General features: G+C 30.5%; 16 protein-coding genes. 2 read left to right on the forward strand and 14 right to left on the reverse strand.

The genetic code is table 11. The features are described from left to right. The 6 genes from CLPUN_RS00005 to CLPUN_RS00025 all read right to left on the reverse strand — a co-directional run. The coding region (locus CLPUN_RS00005; RefSeq protein ID WP_077845343.1) for a Kelch repeat-containing protein at positions 1 to 1,415 on the reverse strand (1,415 nt) is incomplete at its 3' end. Positions 1,416 to 1,906: 491 nt separating this feature from the next. Continuing rightward, positions 1,907 to 2,902 (reverse strand): Ig-like domain-containing protein, encoded by a 996-nt coding sequence (locus CLPUN_RS00010; protein ID WP_077845344.1) that lies wholly within the window; start codon positions 2,900 to 2,902, stop codon positions 1,907 to 1,909. Between the two features lie 262 nt (positions 2,903 to 3,164). Then, positions 3,165 to 3,797, reverse strand: coding sequence for a hypothetical protein (locus CLPUN_RS00015; RefSeq protein WP_077845345.1), 633 nt, complete (start codon positions 3,795 to 3,797; stop codon positions 3,165 to 3,167). A 200-nt stretch (positions 3,798 to 3,997) separates the two neighbouring features. Then, a complete protein-coding gene (locus tag CLPUN_RS29305; protein ID WP_341423528.1) occupies positions 3,998 to 4,342 on the reverse strand; it encodes a putative phage tail protein in 345 nt (114 codons plus the stop codon). Further along, positions 4,333 to 4,566: a hypothetical protein gene (locus CLPUN_RS29310; RefSeq protein WP_341423529.1), complete on the reverse strand. Its 234-nt coding sequence runs from the start codon at positions 4,564 to 4,566 to the stop codon at positions 4,333 to 4,335. The genes CLPUN_RS29305 and CLPUN_RS29310 overlap by 10 nt, the downstream gene beginning before the upstream one ends. A gap of 682 nt (positions 4,567 to 5,248) precedes the next feature. Continuing rightward, positions 5,249 to 5,779 carry a sigma-70 family RNA polymerase sigma factor gene (locus CLPUN_RS00025; protein ID WP_077845346.1) on the reverse strand — a complete coding sequence of 177 codons (531 nt, stop codon included), beginning with the start codon at positions 5,777 to 5,779 and terminating at the stop codon, positions 5,249 to 5,251. Between the two features lie 678 nt (positions 5,780 to 6,457). On the opposite strand from CLPUN_RS00025, the gene CLPUN_RS00030 reads away from it, so the two are divergent. Beyond that, positions 6,458 to 7,630 carry a glycoside hydrolase domain-containing protein gene (locus CLPUN_RS00030; protein ID WP_242953999.1) on the forward strand — a complete coding sequence of 391 codons (1,173 nt, stop codon included), beginning with the start codon at positions 6,458 to 6,460 and terminating at the stop codon, positions 7,628 to 7,630. Between the two features lie 74 nt (positions 7,631 to 7,704). Here CLPUN_RS00030 and CLPUN_RS00035 read toward each other — a convergent pair whose 3' ends face one another. Continuing rightward, the gene (locus CLPUN_RS00035) at positions 7,705 to 8,238 is read right to left on the reverse strand and encodes a hypothetical protein (RefSeq protein ID WP_077845347.1); all 534 of its coding nucleotides are present in this window, start codon (positions 8,236 to 8,238) and stop codon (positions 7,705 to 7,707) included. Between the two features lie 490 nt (positions 8,239 to 8,728). Between CLPUN_RS00035 and CLPUN_RS00040 the strand changes: the two genes are divergently transcribed. Continuing rightward, positions 8,729 to 9,778 (forward strand): galactose ABC transporter substrate-binding protein, encoded by a 1,050-nt coding sequence (locus CLPUN_RS00040; protein WP_077845348.1) that lies wholly within the window; start codon positions 8,729 to 8,731, stop codon positions 9,776 to 9,778. Positions 9,779 to 9,856: 78 nt separating this feature from the next. Here CLPUN_RS00040 and CLPUN_RS00045 read toward each other — a convergent pair whose 3' ends face one another. The 7 genes from CLPUN_RS00045 to nikB form a co-directional block, all read right to left on the reverse strand. Further along, the gene (locus CLPUN_RS00045; RefSeq protein WP_077845349.1) at positions 9,857 to 10,228 is read right to left on the reverse strand and encodes a hypothetical protein; all 372 of its coding nucleotides are present in this window, start codon (positions 10,226 to 10,228) and stop codon (positions 9,857 to 9,859) included. Between the two features lie 230 nt (positions 10,229 to 10,458). After that, positions 10,459 to 10,905 (reverse strand): DUF3842 family protein, encoded by a 447-nt coding sequence (locus CLPUN_RS00050; protein WP_077845350.1) that lies wholly within the window; start codon positions 10,903 to 10,905, stop codon positions 10,459 to 10,461. Between the two features lie 386 nt (positions 10,906 to 11,291). Next, a complete protein-coding gene (locus CLPUN_RS00055) occupies positions 11,292 to 12,059 on the reverse strand; it encodes an ABC transporter ATP-binding protein (RefSeq protein WP_077845351.1) in 768 nt (255 codons plus the stop codon). 3 nt (positions 12,060 to 12,062) lie between these two features. Beyond that, positions 12,063 to 12,845 carry an ABC transporter ATP-binding protein gene (locus CLPUN_RS00060; RefSeq protein ID WP_077845352.1) on the reverse strand — a complete coding sequence of 261 codons (783 nt, stop codon included), beginning with the start codon at positions 12,843 to 12,845 and terminating at the stop codon, positions 12,063 to 12,065. Between the two features lie 32 nt (positions 12,846 to 12,877). Further along, on the reverse strand, positions 12,878 to 14,425 hold the full coding sequence (locus CLPUN_RS00065) for an ABC transporter substrate-binding protein (protein ID WP_077845353.1): 1,548 nt from the start codon (positions 14,423 to 14,425) through the stop codon (positions 12,878 to 12,880). Positions 14,426 to 14,438: 13 nt separating this feature from the next. After that, entirely contained in the window at positions 14,439 to 15,299 is an 861-nt protein-coding gene (gene nikC, locus CLPUN_RS00070; protein ID WP_077845354.1) for a nickel transporter permease, read from the reverse strand. A gap of 3 nt (positions 15,300 to 15,302) precedes the next feature. After that, entirely contained in the window at positions 15,303 to 16,244 is a 942-nt protein-coding gene (nikB, locus tag CLPUN_RS00075; protein ID WP_077845355.1) for a nickel ABC transporter permease, read from the reverse strand. Positions 16,245 to 16,374 lie beyond the last annotated feature (130 nt).

Here is a 16,374-nt window from a genome sequence, read left to right on the forward strand (position 1 = left end):
TCAATTTCATTCACCCCTAAGAATTTTAACTTAGTATTATCATATTTAATTTTTACTTCTTCTGCGGCTATTTCTTTTATATTGTCTATTACAAGGTTTGTTAATACTCTTTCTTTTAGGTGAATTTGAGGTTTTTCTGGTTCTATGCTCAATACTACAGCGCTAGATGGTGGTACTACTATAGGATTTAGTGTCACAGTCACAATGCATGATGCACTTAAATTACTTCCATCAGCTATAGTGGCTGTTATTGTTGCTTGTCCTTCTTTTATTGCAGTAACTTTACCATTTTGATTCACTGTAGCAACTAAATCATCACTTGATGACCAAGTTATTCCCACATTCGCTGGTGTCGTAGTAGCTATTAAAGTATCACTATTTCCTACAATCATATTTAATGATGTTTTATTAATTGCTATATTAGATATATTATTGGTAGAAGGTGTATATTCTTCTACTGTTAATAATATATTACCTCCACTTTGTCCACCTACAGCATAAATCTTTCCATTTAATACTTCTGTAGTATGATAAGATCTAGGTTCATTCATACTTGTCTTTTGGGTCCATGTATTGGTTTCTGGATTATATTCTTCTACTGTTGGTAGGAAAGTACTATAACGTCCACCTATAGCATAAATCTTTCCATTTATCATTTCTGTAGTATGATAAGATCTAAGTTCATTCATACTTGCCTTTTGGGTCCATGTATTGGTTTCTGGATTATATTCTTCTACTGTTCTTCTATTCTCTCCACCTATAGCATAAATCTTTCTATTTAACACTTCTGTAGTATGATTATCTCTAGCATTATACATACTTTCTCTGTGAATCCATGTATTGGTCTTTGGATTATATTCTTCTACTGTTGATAGGCTACCACTACCACGTCCACCTATAACATAAATCTTTCCATCTAACACTTCTGTAGTATGATTAGTTCTAGCTTCATACATATTTGCCTTTCGGATCCATGTATCAGTTTCTGGATTATATTCTTCTACTGTTGATAGGTCGCCAGAATTATTTTCCCCACCTATAGCATAAATCTTTCCATTTACCACTTCTGTAGTATGATTACATCTAGCTTCATGCATGCTTGCCTTTCGGGTCCATTTATCAGTTTCTGGATTATATTCTTCTACTATTGGGGAGTAAACAAGACTAAATCCTCCTATAGCATAAATCTTTCCATTTAACACTTCTGTAGTATGACCAGCTCTACTTCCATCCATACTTGCCTTTTGGGTCCATGTATTAGTTTCTGGATTATATTCTTCTACTGTTCTTCTCGTCTCTCCACCTATAGCATAAATCTTTCCATTTAACACTTCTGTAGCATGATTAGTTCTAGCTTCATGCATACTTGCCTTTTGGATCCATGTATTAAGTGTTTTGGTTTGTTCTTCTTCCATATCTTTCTCCTTTTTTAATAATTATTTTTTATATAGTGTACATGTAATTTCTAATCATTCAAGTAAAATAGAAATTAAACAGAATAAGTACTCATTCACATTCTTATTAATATTAGGCTTTTGACCTAATATAGTTATCTATTGAATAGATATTAACCAATTAATCTTATTAATAGGACTTTAAATTGTAATATTGCAATATCAAATTTTAATCTCATTTACCATTTGTATTTAATGCATCTTTTATTAAAGAATGCTTTCTCTTTAGCTTCTAATATTATTATAGATCTACTATTTTCTTATTTCTTACAGACTTTCCATACTATTTCTATATTTTTCTTATAATTTTTATATAAAAATAAGCAATAAAGAAAGTACTTAATTTGTGCTATTCTATTATTTATATTTTATCTTTAGTTTTCCCCCCATTCTTGCTATTGCATAACAAAAGACACCTACATTTTCTGTAAGTGTCTTATATAAATATTTTATTATCTTATTTCAAATGCAACTACTTTGTCATGTACTAAATATTCAACATTACCTTTTGCATTTTTAATTTTATATATTGGATTGTCATTATCATCTAAATCTCTATTTTTAAACCATTTAATAAAATCAGTTACATCAAGGTCTTGAGCTTGTTTTATATTTCCGTCTACCATTTCTATATATAAGTTCCCATCACCAGTAGGTTCATCTACAGGTGGTTTTTTATCCTTAAGTGTCACTGTAACTTCACAAGTGGCTTTTGTTTCTGAACCTTTAATTTGAGCTGTTATTGTAACTGTACCTACTGTAATGCCTTTAACATTTCCATTTTCATCAACCGTAGCTATTGTTTCATCACTTGATGACCAAACTACATCTAAAGCTGATGGAATTGTTGTTGCATTTAATTGTTTTGAATCATCTTTTTTTAGATTTATTGATGATTTGTTTAATGTTATTGATTTATTTGGATCTACTAAATAACCATTGTCGTCTATATCTATAGCATCAAAGTAATACGAATATAAATTTGTAGTTAAATTTGTTATTGTTACTTCATGTATCCCTTGTGGTAAACTATTCATTTCATATTGTAATACTTGCCATACAGCAGTTGAACCATTAAATTTAGTGCAATCAAATATTTCTGATTTGCCATCTACAGTAATTTTAACGTTATTTGATGAATTAACGTAGCAAACCCCTATGATTCTCAATTTTGTTCCATAAAATTTAAAATTAAGTGAATCATTTGCACTTGCCCATGCATCTGTTCCGTTATATGCACTAGAAACTCCTGTTGTCCTCTGTGTAAATCCATTATATTTAATTTTCGAGTCTGCACTATCAATTCGTCTCCATCCAGCCTCTGGACTTGTTAATTGCTGTCCAACAGTAGCCGCATTAGCAACACTTCCATTTTGAATTACTCCAACACCTATAACAGCTAACAACATTACAAACATTATACTAAACTTTTTAAAGTAGTTTTTCATTTATCATTTCTCCCTTATATTTAATAATAAATGAACACGCGTTCTTTCTATATACTTATTCTAATTGTAATCTCAGTAAAATCCAACAAAAATCGTAATACAAATTCCTTTATATCTAAGAATTTTAGTAATTTTTTACTACATTAAATATAGTGTAAAAATAAGCAATAAAAAAGCACTTAATTTGTGCTTATCTATTACTTATGTTTTAATTGTTACGCCGATTCTTGCATGATGCCACCTACTTTCCTTATTTTCTTTCTTATTCTACAGCTATCCAATATGCTGTTGGGTATTGATTATCTTGTTTACTACCAGCCGGATCTGGGGAGACTTTAATATTATCTACAGCAGTGTCCCACGGTATGCTATATGTATACCCATCTGGTGCAGATCCTCTGTTTAATCCAGCAGAATTTCCAATAATTTTAGGGGCTACTGCAACAAAAAAAGAGCCAGGAGTATTATCAGCATATAGAACATAACCAAATACAATCCTTGGTATAAAATCAATATCGTTTTCTATATTAATTTTGTAAGTGCTTAAGCTTACTGGTGCTATTCCTGTTTTTATTCGAGTGCCTCCCATGCCTTCTATAGTAATTCTACTAATTGCATCTGCTAAACTACTTAAAGAATCTGTATTATTAGCAGCGACGCCTTTACTTACTATATTTGTGGCTATAGTATTCTTAATTATTTGAGTTTTACTTTTTAGGGTAGCAAATGTATCTGTAATTACCAAAGGCCAACCAATAACGTCTACCCAGTATTGTTTCCCATTATTGGCTAATTGAAAAAGGTAATCTAATGCTAAATTTACTTTGTTTTTACCTAACTGATTAAATGCTGTAATTGAACTCGTAAAGGTTACATTAGCTGCATCCAATTTCAAATTATCTACTTAACTTCCTATTTATCCCATTTCTTTATCTATAATATCCATATTGTCATTTACTGCCGAAAAAATATCGGCTACATTGTTATAGTCTGGCTTATTAAGACCAAAATTCGCTGTCTTTTGCATTTCACATCCATCTCCTTTTCTTAACCATACGTTCTAATTTCGTCCCATGTCATATTTTTAGCTTGCTCTCACGTTAGACCTGAATCTTTTAACATTCCCCATGTATTATAGGTATACGCAAAGTCATACGCCAAGTGTGCTGGTTTTATTAAATCTAACATGTCTTTAAAGGCTTGCATATTTTTAGGTATACCTTTTACTCCTATAAAATGAACAGTAAAATAATATTCCTCATTGTGTTCAATTATTTTGCATTCTCCACCTAAGAATCTTTCTGCAGTAGTTTTAATCATGGCTTTGGTTGTAGTTCCTCTACCACACTTTTTGGCTTTTACGATTTCTCTCTGCTCTTCATAACTTAATAGATAATTTGTTTCAATTCCATATTTATTTTCCCACCAGTCTAGCCCCATGTTGCTGTATCTATTCTAAATTGTTTTTTTACATCTTTAAGCTGATATTTTAACAATCCTAATTCTAAGCTCTCTACATCATAAATGGCTTTAACTTCTGGAAGTTCTGATATAAAAGCTGGTACATATGGATTAAGGTCTACCATATATTTTTTAATTTCCTCATTAGAGCTTATAGGATTTGTAGCATATGTGATCGTTCCATATTGATTTTCTCCATACATGTATTAAGTTCACCTCAATTTTTGTGAAATAAAAAAAGACTACAAGTACTAATACTAACTCACAAAACACTGCTAAAGAAAGAAATAATGACAAAACTCAGAAATCATTTTATGGTAACTGGGAAGTAAAGAAAGTATTAGGACATTCTAAGGTGTATGCTACTACGGATGAATCAAAAATAATAGACTTAAAAATGAGCTTTTCTGAACAATTGGCGACTTTTGGAGATGAGTCTTATAAATAACCTAAATATACAATTCATGATATAAAAAGAGAGGATTTAGATAGAGATTATAAAGTTTCCTTTTCAACCTTAGGTATTGATAATAATTCTATTACTAGTGTAGAGGTATCTGAGAATAATAATAAATTTCAACCTGCTTTTTTAATCAAGGATGATAATACTTTAATTTATTGTGTGGAAGGTGTATTTTTTGAGGTTAAAAGAGTATCATAATTATATATAACCAAGTAAAAACTCTATCTTAATACCATTTGGAAATCTTGAAGGTTTTACTTGGTATATAGTTCTATAGTCAATAGTCTCACAAGCTTGTGAATTATAGTATGAGTCTAGATAAGCATAAAATATACTATAAGTATATACTAGTTTGATATTGCCCAAAACTCTTAAGTTGCAGCTATTTTTAGTAATTTATCAAACATAGTCTCACAATTATTCTAAGCTAACAATTTAGTTTTTAAATTATTTAAAGCCATTCTTTGAATTTTATTTACAGCTTGTCTTGATATTTTGAATATTTTAGCAATTTCTACATCAGATAATTGCAAATAAAATTTATAATATATAATTTTCTTTTGTTTAGGACTTAATGATGAAATTAAATCGTTAAAAATAATATCTGAGTATTCATCATTCTTATCTTCACTATTAATTACATCTAATATTTCTATTTCTGATGCAAAACTCATTGATTCTTTATCTTTTAACATCTGATGAAATAACGCTATCGATTTGTTTTCAAGACATTTATTAATATACATTAATGAATCTTTATCTGTTTCAAATCTCTTTATATCTATTAACTTTAGAAATTCATATAAGTAAATAATGAGATCTGTTTCTGCTTCAGGATATTTTAATTTATAGCTTAGGTATTTAATTTTTGAATTAAAATAAGCTAAAATATCAATGAAGTTTTTTTGATTATCCTGAAATATTATAATTTCTTGTAATAACTTTGTTTCCATTTAACACCTCCTAAATATGTTCTAATAATTTCAATTACATTTTTCCTCACCCTAAATAAACTGTTTATTAATTATGCAAACCTTAATTTGAAATAAAAAAAGAACCCTACTTCTAGAGTCCTTGTAAATGTTAACTTTCTTGTTATATATAAATTTATAAACAAAATTTATTTGTGATCTAACCATTCTTAACTCTTATCTAGAGAGATGAGAGTTAAGAATAGCTGTTCAACTAAATTCAATCAGATTACAAAACTTTACTTAAAAAGTTTTACTTTATAAAAAAATATCTTCTCACTTATTATTATAAGTTTTTTAATTATTTATTTCTTACACACTTTCTATACTTTTCCTTTAATTTTTCTTTAACTTTCCTAAAATCCTTTTTATATTAAAAATAACTACTTTTAAAACATAAGCTTTTCATTGGATGTAAATAATTTTATTTTACATAAAATCATCTATTACTAGATTTTCACCAATAAAAAAAGATGGTCATAATTAGCAGCTAACATCTTCTTTATCATATGAGTTTAATTAGAAATGAAAAAATATTATTACTTTATTAAACTTTTAGGTTTACATATTCACACCTTATTCTCTTATAGATTATGAAAACAAAAATAAAGGAGTGATTTATTATGGATCAAATTGTTTTAAAAACTCAACAATGGTTAAATGGAATTTTCAAACTTTTTGTGGCTTAAATGGAGAGGAATTGCTGGAAGGTTTAAAATGACTTCCGACGAATTAAAAACTATATTTGATAATGGACTAAGTGTTATCCCAATATTTGAAGTTGGAGGCTACAAATTAGATTATTTTTCATATGATCAAGGAATTTCAGATGCAACTTCAGCGCTATTGGCAACAGCCCAATTTGGTTTTCCTAAAGACACAATAATATATTTTGCTGTTGATTTCGATGCATTAGACTATGATGTAACTTCTAATATTTTACCTTATTTTAAAGCAATAAGTGAGCAATTTACTAGTTCTAACTCTATCTTTAAAATAGGTATATATGCACCTAGAAATGTATGTAGCCGTGTTAGCAGTGCTGGATATTCTTGTAGTAGCTTTGTATGTGATATGTCTACTGGCTTTAGTGGAAATCTTGGATATTCACTTCCAAAAGATTGGGCCTTTGATCAAATTTCAACAGTTACTTTACATGGTACAGCTGATATTGAAATTGATAATAATATTTCGTCTGGTAAAGATCTCGGCGTTAAAAGCGTCTCTCCAGTTGATGTATTAGATGCCCTCAATAGTCACAGCTTTGCAAAAATACTCGGGGTAGAATTTTCATCACCTGATGCAGAAATAGAAATACTTAATAATGCATTTGTTAAAATTACCATAGGAGCAGCAATAAAAGCTGCATTAGGTGATGATTCAAAGGTTATAAAATTTAAAGGCGGTGAATTTGATGGAGCTGATATACAAACTCCACTTGATAATCTTAAAGCGTCTTTAAATAAAGATAATATTGAATTATCAACAATTCTCGCAAAAGCAAAAGATATGGAATTATCAATTAAAACCTCAATTAATGGTACTAGTTTAAAAATTGAGCTTGAAAATTCATTTAAAGTACCTGAGCAGGATACAATTTCTCTTTCAGAAACTCTATCAATTGAATTCAGAGTGGATAAAGATAAATTACTTGAGGACTTTGAGCTTGCTGTAGATAGCGTAGTTGATTTTGTTAAGGAAAATCCTGCTATAGGCGTCATAATAATTATTGCAATTGTTGCTGCCATAATATTTTCAGTACCTGAGACAGCTTTAGGAGCTGTCGCTACTGCTCTTACAAAGGGAATTGGAGCTATAGCCGCATTATTATAAATTTATTGTTAAATATAAATAAAAACTACCTTAAATAGATAGTTTTTATTTATATTCGTTAAAAATTAATCATTCTAAATATCATTAGGATATTGCTTTTTTAACTCTAAATTTGTATTTTTAATAATAATGTCTAAGAATAATTCCCTGTCTTCTACGGAATTAAAAGAGAATATAGGAATCAATAAGTCCTCACTATTTATAGTTTTTATAAGAATATACTGTGCTACTAAATACAAACCTTTCACGGAACTCCACTTAAAAATTTTCTCTGAAAATTTTGTACTAGTTTTTATTCCGTCATCTATAAAGCTCAAATTTGTTGTTTCAAATATGTTTGTATATATATCTGATTCATATATTTTAGAAACTTTTTTCATTAATCTCCATTTAAAGATTCTTTTTCTAAATAGAAAGAATACGCTGTAGCAAATTAGTACAGTTATAGTATATAAAGAACTTCTAAGTAAAAGTATTATTCCAAACAATATTGCTGAAACATATATAGTATACGAACGTATTTGCTTATTATAAATTCTCGTTTCATCAATATATTCCATATGAAAATCTATTAATTCATCTTTTGAAATCTTAAAACTTACTTCCATAATTCACCTTTCTTTATGGTTGTTTCAAATATTTTTATATACTTTTTTCCATATAATTCAATATGAGTAGACATTATTTTCATTAGATTTACTATGTTGTTATTATCTTAAATATAAATAAATTTAAAATAGCATTAAGAAATTCTAAGATATATAGTAATAACTATAAATCAAATTTAATTTAAAACATATAAACAGAATCATCATAACTATATTTTAATTCCAGATTTGTATTCTTAATGATAGTATCTAAAAACAACTTCTTGTCTTTTACTAAGTCAATAATTAAGTTTTTAAACCCATTCTTCGAATTTTATTTACAGCTTGTCTTGATATTTTAAATATTTTAGCAATTTCTACATCTGATAATCACAAATATTGATACTGCTCATTATTTTTCGATTTTAATTTTTTGAATAGATTTTGTATTACTAGATAAGCTAATACTAAATGGTATAAATTTAAGTCATTACATAGAAGGAGATTTATCATGAAAATATTAAAAAAAATACTCATGACACTATTTATAACCACAACAATAGTAAATGTTAATGCAAATGATATTTATACTTATGCTCAAAATTCTCCACAAAAAACAATTAATTCAGCTGTGTTATTATTTACCTTTGATGATCCTTATATTTCCTTGGTTCGTAAGGATTTAGAAGAAATACAGAATAAAAATGGAAATAATGTTACCTTTACTTTTTACAATGGTAAAAGAAATCAAGATATACAAAATGAACTTATAGATTCAGTTATACAGAACAATTACAATCTCTTATTAGTTAACTTAGTTAACTTAGACCAGGATACTGTAAAGTCAGTCGTGGATAAAGTAAAAGAAAAAAACATTCCAGTAATTTTTTTTAATGTAGTTCCATTTCAAACCGAAGCAATAAAATCTTATAACAAGGCTTTAGTTATATCTACAGATGCTAATCAATCTGGTGTTCTGCAAGGAAACCTTGTTGTTAACGAGTGGAACACTAATAAAAACAATATGGATAAAAATAAAGATAACATATTGCAATATTTTATGTTAAAAGGTCCGGCCAATAATACGGAAACCGACGCAAGATCTTTATATTCAATTTCAACAATTAATAATGCTGGAATAAAAACTCAAGAAATTCTTTCCAAATTCTGCTACTGGGACGAAAAGTGTGCACAAGATTCTACTGAATTGTTATTTTTAAGATATGGAGATAAAATTGAAGCAATAATCGCCAATAATGATGCTATGGCAATAGGGGCTATTAAAGCACTTCAAAAATATGATTACAATAAAGGAGATAAATATAAATACATTCCTGTTTTCGGAATTGATGGAATACAAGAAGCTAGAAATTTAATTAATAATGGCTCTATGGCTGGCACTGTCTTTCAAAATCCTAAAGAAACAGCTGACGCACTTTATACGATAGGAATGAATTTAGTTAACAATTTAAATCCTCTTGAAAATACAAATTATAAATTTGATGAAACCGGAGTTACAATTAATACTCCCTATCATGAATATATTCCTGAAAAACAATAATTACTTTTTTTCTATAATAAGGCACTCTCAGAATAGATATTTTTTATTTATCTACTCTGTGAGTACTTTCATAGTCACCTATTTGTTTGATTCACATGGATATATATAATTACCTACAGTACGAACTTCTAATTCAGAAGGATCACATTCAACATCATCTGGAATAACAAATACTATTTTACGTTGAATAGTTCCACATGCATTTTTACCACATTCATGGTCTCTGGATACCTTTGTAACAAAGCCCTTAAAAGCAAGTATCCTATGGCATCGGTCATATATAATGCATGCAATAGCTACTTTTTTGTCAAAACATACGTTGTTTACTTGTACTCTTACTGTTAATAATCTAGCACCATGTTTTTCTATATCTACTGGATCAGCATTAATAAAATTGCATAACTCACATGAGCTTTTAGTACATTGAGCGCAATTATCAAATCTACTCATTCAATACAACTCCTTCGTATATAAATTTATAATCGTTTGATTAATATTTAATTAATAGGATTAATTAAGAATATATCCAATGTATACTCTATATTTTCAATGTATTCTACGATAGCTATTTTGTGAATATAAACACTTTTCTTAAGTTGATTATATTATCCAAACTATTGAGCTTGTAAAAAAAATGCAGCCAATTTAATGGCCGCATCTTTTTTATATCTGTAATACAATTACTTAAGAATATTTATATGAATGTGGTTATGAATAATATTCTGTTTTATATCAAGTACAATTTCTTCAATTATATCTTTAATTTGTAGATTTCTAGTGCCAGGAATAAAAATACCGTGTTTTTGTAGTGGAAGTATATATTTAGTACAACTCATATTGAATATTATACTAGAAATCATAGGGGTAATTTCTCCATTTATGCCACCGCTACAAATTATTCCAATTGGCCCTATTATACTATCCAATTGATTTTTTCTGCAAAATTTACTAATTTCTATTTCCCCACTAATTCCAACATCAGCACCAGCTTTTATCATAGTTGAGGTAGCATATGCATTAGTGCCAAGTGCAATAATATATATATCGTCTTCTATTTCTTTACGAATTTTTTTTATTACAGCTTGCCCAATGCCTGCACCTTGTGCATCTATTACTGCTATTTTCATTATAATGCCTCCGAAGTAAATTTATATTATATAGTGATTACAATAATCAGAAGCGAATCTTCCATTGGAAATTACAATGATCTCCTTCTCTCCTATTGTCTTCTAAGTGTTTAAGTTATTTAATTGTCCTGCTTCCGAAAGTGCTATTATTTGTACATACATATTATAGCTCATATTTAGCTTCTTCCTATTTCATAACTTAATTTGATTTTGTTTCTGACATAATTATACTCCTTACAGTCAACTCTAAGTCAATATTTTTCTTTTAATCATCTTTTATTCATAAAAAAGTAGCTACGCTATATATTTATTACACAATAAAACGTAACTACTAATAATTATTTGCTCTTGTACTTTTAATTATAATGCAACTTACCTTGACTTTATCATAGACTAATTTTAAATACAGCATCAATCATTTTTTTTGTATACTCCTGCTGCGGATTCATTATTATTTCATTAGGAGTTCCCTCTTCAATGACTTCTCCTTGGTACATCACTAACACACGATCACATATTTCCTGCACCAGTGCAATATCATGACTTATCAGAAAATAGGTCATGTCCATTTCCTGTTTTAATTCCTTCATAAGTTTTAAGATTTGTGCTTGCACAGTAACATCCAGAGCACTAGTTGCTTCGTCACAAATCAGCAGTTTTGGTTTTATGGAAATTGCCCTAGCAATAGAAGCACGTTGACACTCTCCTCCACTGACCTGATGTGGATATCTATTAGCAAACGCTTTTGTTAATCCACACATCTCCAAATATTCTCCCGCTCTTACTTTTGCTTCTCGCCTGGAAATCCCTTGATTAATCATACTTTCCATAATTCCTTCACCCAGTTTCAATCTTGGATTAAAGGATTCTAATGGAGCTTGAAATACCATCTGTACCGATCTATATACTTGCCTCAGTATTTTTCCTGCTGCATAGGTAATATCCTTTCCATCTAAAGAGATTTTTCCAGAATCCACTGGTTCCAAACGTGCAATCATCTTAGCTATTGTACTCTTCCCACAGCCACTTTCTCCAAGCAAACCCAAGCATTCGCCTTTATAAATTTGAAAGCTCATATCCTTAACTGCCTGAATCTTTTTTCCTCTACTAATATAAGCTTTATTTATTTCTTTTACTTCTAGCACTGAATCCATGATTTATTCCTTTCTGATTTTTGGTACAGCCTGAATCAATCTCTTAGTGTAGTCATCTCTAGGATGATAAATAACATCTTTAACAGCTCCGTATTCCACAAAACGTCCCTGACACATGACTGCCACTTTATCAGCCATATAGGAAACAATACCAATATTATGCGTTACTATTACGATGGCTGTACCAAATTCATTTCTCAGTTTTATTAATTCATTGACTACTTGTGCTTGCGCGATGACATCTAAGGCTGAAGTAGGTTCGTCAGCAAAAAGTAAATCTGGTTTAAGCATCATAGCCATAGCAATACCTACTCTTTGATTCATTCCCCCTGACAATTCAAAAGGATAACTTTCCAAAATACGTCTTCCATCAAGACTCATTCTATGAAAAATATCAATAGCCATGCTCATAATTTCTTTTCTATTTCTTTGATTATGTTGCTCCATCATTTCATACAACTGATCACCAATAGTTCGAATTGGACATAGGGCACTAGCACAGTTTTGAAAAATCATTCCCATCTCCGTTCCTCGCATTTTTCTTAATGACTCAGACTTAATATTAAGAAGGTTATTTTCTTTGTAGAAAATTTCTCCTTTTCTTATCTTACCGTGATTTCCTAGTAGACCCATAGCTGCTTTAATTAAGGTACTTTTTCCGCTTCCTGATTGTCCAACTATTCCCAGAATTTCACCAGGTTTCAACTTTAAACTTACATCATGTACAACGACTTCATCCTTATAACTGATTTCAACCTTACACATTTCAAATAGTGATTTCTGCATATTTTCCACCTTTCAGTTCATAGACAATACTTTTAATTCTTGTCCAAATTAACCGTGATTTCATAATAATCTGATGGATGTGCTGCAAAACCAGTTATCCCTTTTTTCATTACAAAAGACATTTTTAAATGAGAAGCGTAGATATATGCATTGTCATCCAATATCTGCTGAGAAATTTGTATAGCAAGGTCACTTCGCTTATTTGAATCAAATTCATTACGAAGCTGTTCCACCATTATCTCAACTTTATTATTGTGATAATTGCCCCTGTTATAATCAGAGCCATCTACTACATGAGTTGTGAAATAATACTGAGTATCACCAGTAGGTGCAGTTACAAAGGCATTGGCAAAAACATCATAATTTCCAGCTTTCAAAAAATCCTTGTAACTATCTGTTGCATTGATCTTAACATCAATTCCAGCTTTTTTATAGGACGCTTGAACGGACTCCGCCAATAATGGCAATTCTTGTCTAGATGTATATGTAAGCCAGTTAATTGATAGCTTTTGGTTATTCTTTTCTCTAATACCATCTCCATCTGTATCTATCCATCCTGCAGATTCAAGAAGTTTTTTTGCTCCTTCAATATCATAACCAGTATCTTCCAAAGCATTTCCACCAAATTTAAAGTTATCTGGAAAAGGTCCAACTGCAGGACCTCCATTTCCTTGAAGTAATACAGAAGTAAATCCATCTTTATCCATGCACATGGCCATAGCCTTACGAACTGCATTATCTTGAATAATTTTTGAATTATAGTTTAAAGCTGCTTGATAAACTCTTGATGTATTGGTAGAACTAATGGTATATTTGTTGTCACTTTGGAACAATTTAAGACTTACATAAGGAAGTCCTTGGGCTGCATCTATTTCCCCGCTTTGCAAGGCCATGGTTAAAGTATCCCCATCTGGAATGCTCTTAACATTCACCTTATTAACCTTTGGTGATCCATTCCAATATTTCTTGTTAGCTTCTAAATCAATCTCAGCATCTGTAACCTTTACCCCCACATAAGGTCCGGTTCCCACCACATTTTTATCTTGATTTATACCTGCTGTCATATCAATAATTGCACCATAAGGGTCACATAAATAATTCATAAGTCCTGGAACTTTCTTTTCAGAAACAATTGTGACACTCTGTCCATCTGCCGTTATGGATTTTATTTGCAAATCCTTAGGAGCTCGGTCATGAACATCAATTAGATTTTCAAAACAAGCTTTAACCGCTTCTCCCGTCATTTTATTTCCATTAGAAAAAAATACATCATCTCTTAAGTTAATCTGAGTTGTGTACTCATCAAGCTGCTTGTAATCTTTTGCAAGCCAAGGTTCCAATTCCATAGATGAATTAAATTTGAAGAGAGTTTCTCCCACCCCGTAACGAACAGCTGACCATCCACTATATCCATCATGTGGATTCAAGCCAGCATTTCCCATAGCCACGCCATAGGCCATGGTTCCATAGTTAAATACTTTTTCTGTTGTATTTGAGGTTATCTTCCCACATCCAGCCAACAGGATGAAAATAAATAGAGTTGATAACAAAATACAACCTATTCTCTTACTTTGTTTCATTTCTTCTTCTCCTTTAATTTACTTTAGGATCTAATACATCTCGTACAGTATCCCCCAGTAAGTTGAATAACATTACTGATATAAAAATAGCACAGCCAGGTGCTAAAATTACCCAAGGTGATGTTTGAAGCATACTCCTGCTATCACTCATCATAGCCCCCCATTCAGCAATTGGGGGCATAGCTCCTAATCCTAAAAAGGAAAGCCCTGCTAATTCCATGATCATTGTTCCAATATCAAGTGTGGCTGTTATTAGAATTGTACCTGCAATATTTGGCATAACATGCTTAAGCATAATTTTTATGGTTTTAGATCCACTCATTTTAGCGGCTGCAATATAAGGCATATTTTTAATTAATAGCACTTGTCCTCTTGCCAATCTTGAATATTTAGGCCAGGATATACATGCTAGTGCTATTACTGCATTTGTGATTCCGCCTCCTAGAACCCCAGCAACTGCAATGGCAAATACCATTCCTGGAAAAGCTAGAAAGACATCTGAAGCTCTCATAATGCAAGTATCAATTTTTCCTCCTATATAACCACAAATAACACCAGCCAATGTTCCTACACATGAAATTATGGCGACCAACAGCAGCGAAGCAAAAATAGTTATTTGCCCTCCCATCATCACACGAGACAACATATCCCTTCCATAACGGTCTGTTCCTAACCAATGAAGATTACTTGGAGCTTGCAAGGCTTTTGACAAATCCTGTGCATATGGATCATATGGTACCAATTTAGAAGATAAGGCTGTCATGAGCAGCAATGCTATCACTACTATTAAAAGTATATAAAGTTTTATATTTATATAATGCTGATATTTATTTTGTTTTTGCATTTTTACTGATTGCCTAATTGCAGTATCCATTCCTTATTCCCCCTCTACAATATTAATTCGCGGATCAAGGTAATGGTATAAAATATCAGTTATTAAATTCACTACTAAGTATATCAGAGCCATCCAGATAACATATGCTTGAATCATTGGATAATCACGCATGGTAATGGAGTCTACTGCTAATTTTCCTACACCATCCCACATAAAGATTGTTTCTACAATAGCTGTTCCTCCAAGCAGTGATCCAATTGATAACGCTAAAAGTGTAACAAGGTTTATCATTACGGTTTTCAAAACACTACCATAAAAAATTACCGATTCCTGTATACCCCTAGCTCTACCTCCTATCACGTAATCTTTATTGAGTTCCTCCAGTATTGCAGCCCGAACCTGACGTGTATATTTTGATGACATGGCAAGGGCAAGGGTGAATGCGGGTAAAATAATACTTTTCCATCCTTCACTATTTCCCATTACAGGAAAAATATTAAGTCTTAGAGCAAAAAAGTATATTAACAAAAGAGAAATAAAAAAGCTTGGCATAGAATTTCCAATAAAACTCATCATACGAATAAAATAATCTATAAACTGATTTCTTTTTACTGCAGCTAATATTCCTAATGGAATAGAAATAAAAACTGTCAACAGAATTGATGTAATTGTAAGATAGATAGTTGATGATAATTTAGAAATAAAAGTTTCAAATACAGGTTTTTTAGAAATATAGGAAACTCCCATATCTCCACCTACAATTCCTTTTATCCAATTTCCATATTGTATAATGAAGGGCTTATCCAATCCAAGTTCAGCTCTTTTTTCCTCTTTAACTTGTTCAGTCACTCCACTTAAAGCATTATCATAAAGAGCATCTACTGCATCTCCCGCTGCCGTTTGCATCAATCCAAAAGATAAAAATGTAATGGTTAAAATAATGGGTATTAATTGAAGTAAGCGACGTCCAATATATTTCTTCATTTATTCACCTTGTATAATGAACATGTAGTAAAAATTCATTATACTTTTCCTTTCTTAATAATTTTACTATACTTAACATAAGACGCTGTGGATTAGTTTTTTCACCTATAGCTAGACTATTTCAACTGAG

Origin of the sequence: Clostridium puniceum (genome assembly GCF_002006345.1) — a bacterium.
GTDB classification, from domain to species: Bacteria; Bacillota; Clostridia; order Clostridiales; family Clostridiaceae; genus Clostridium; species Clostridium puniceum.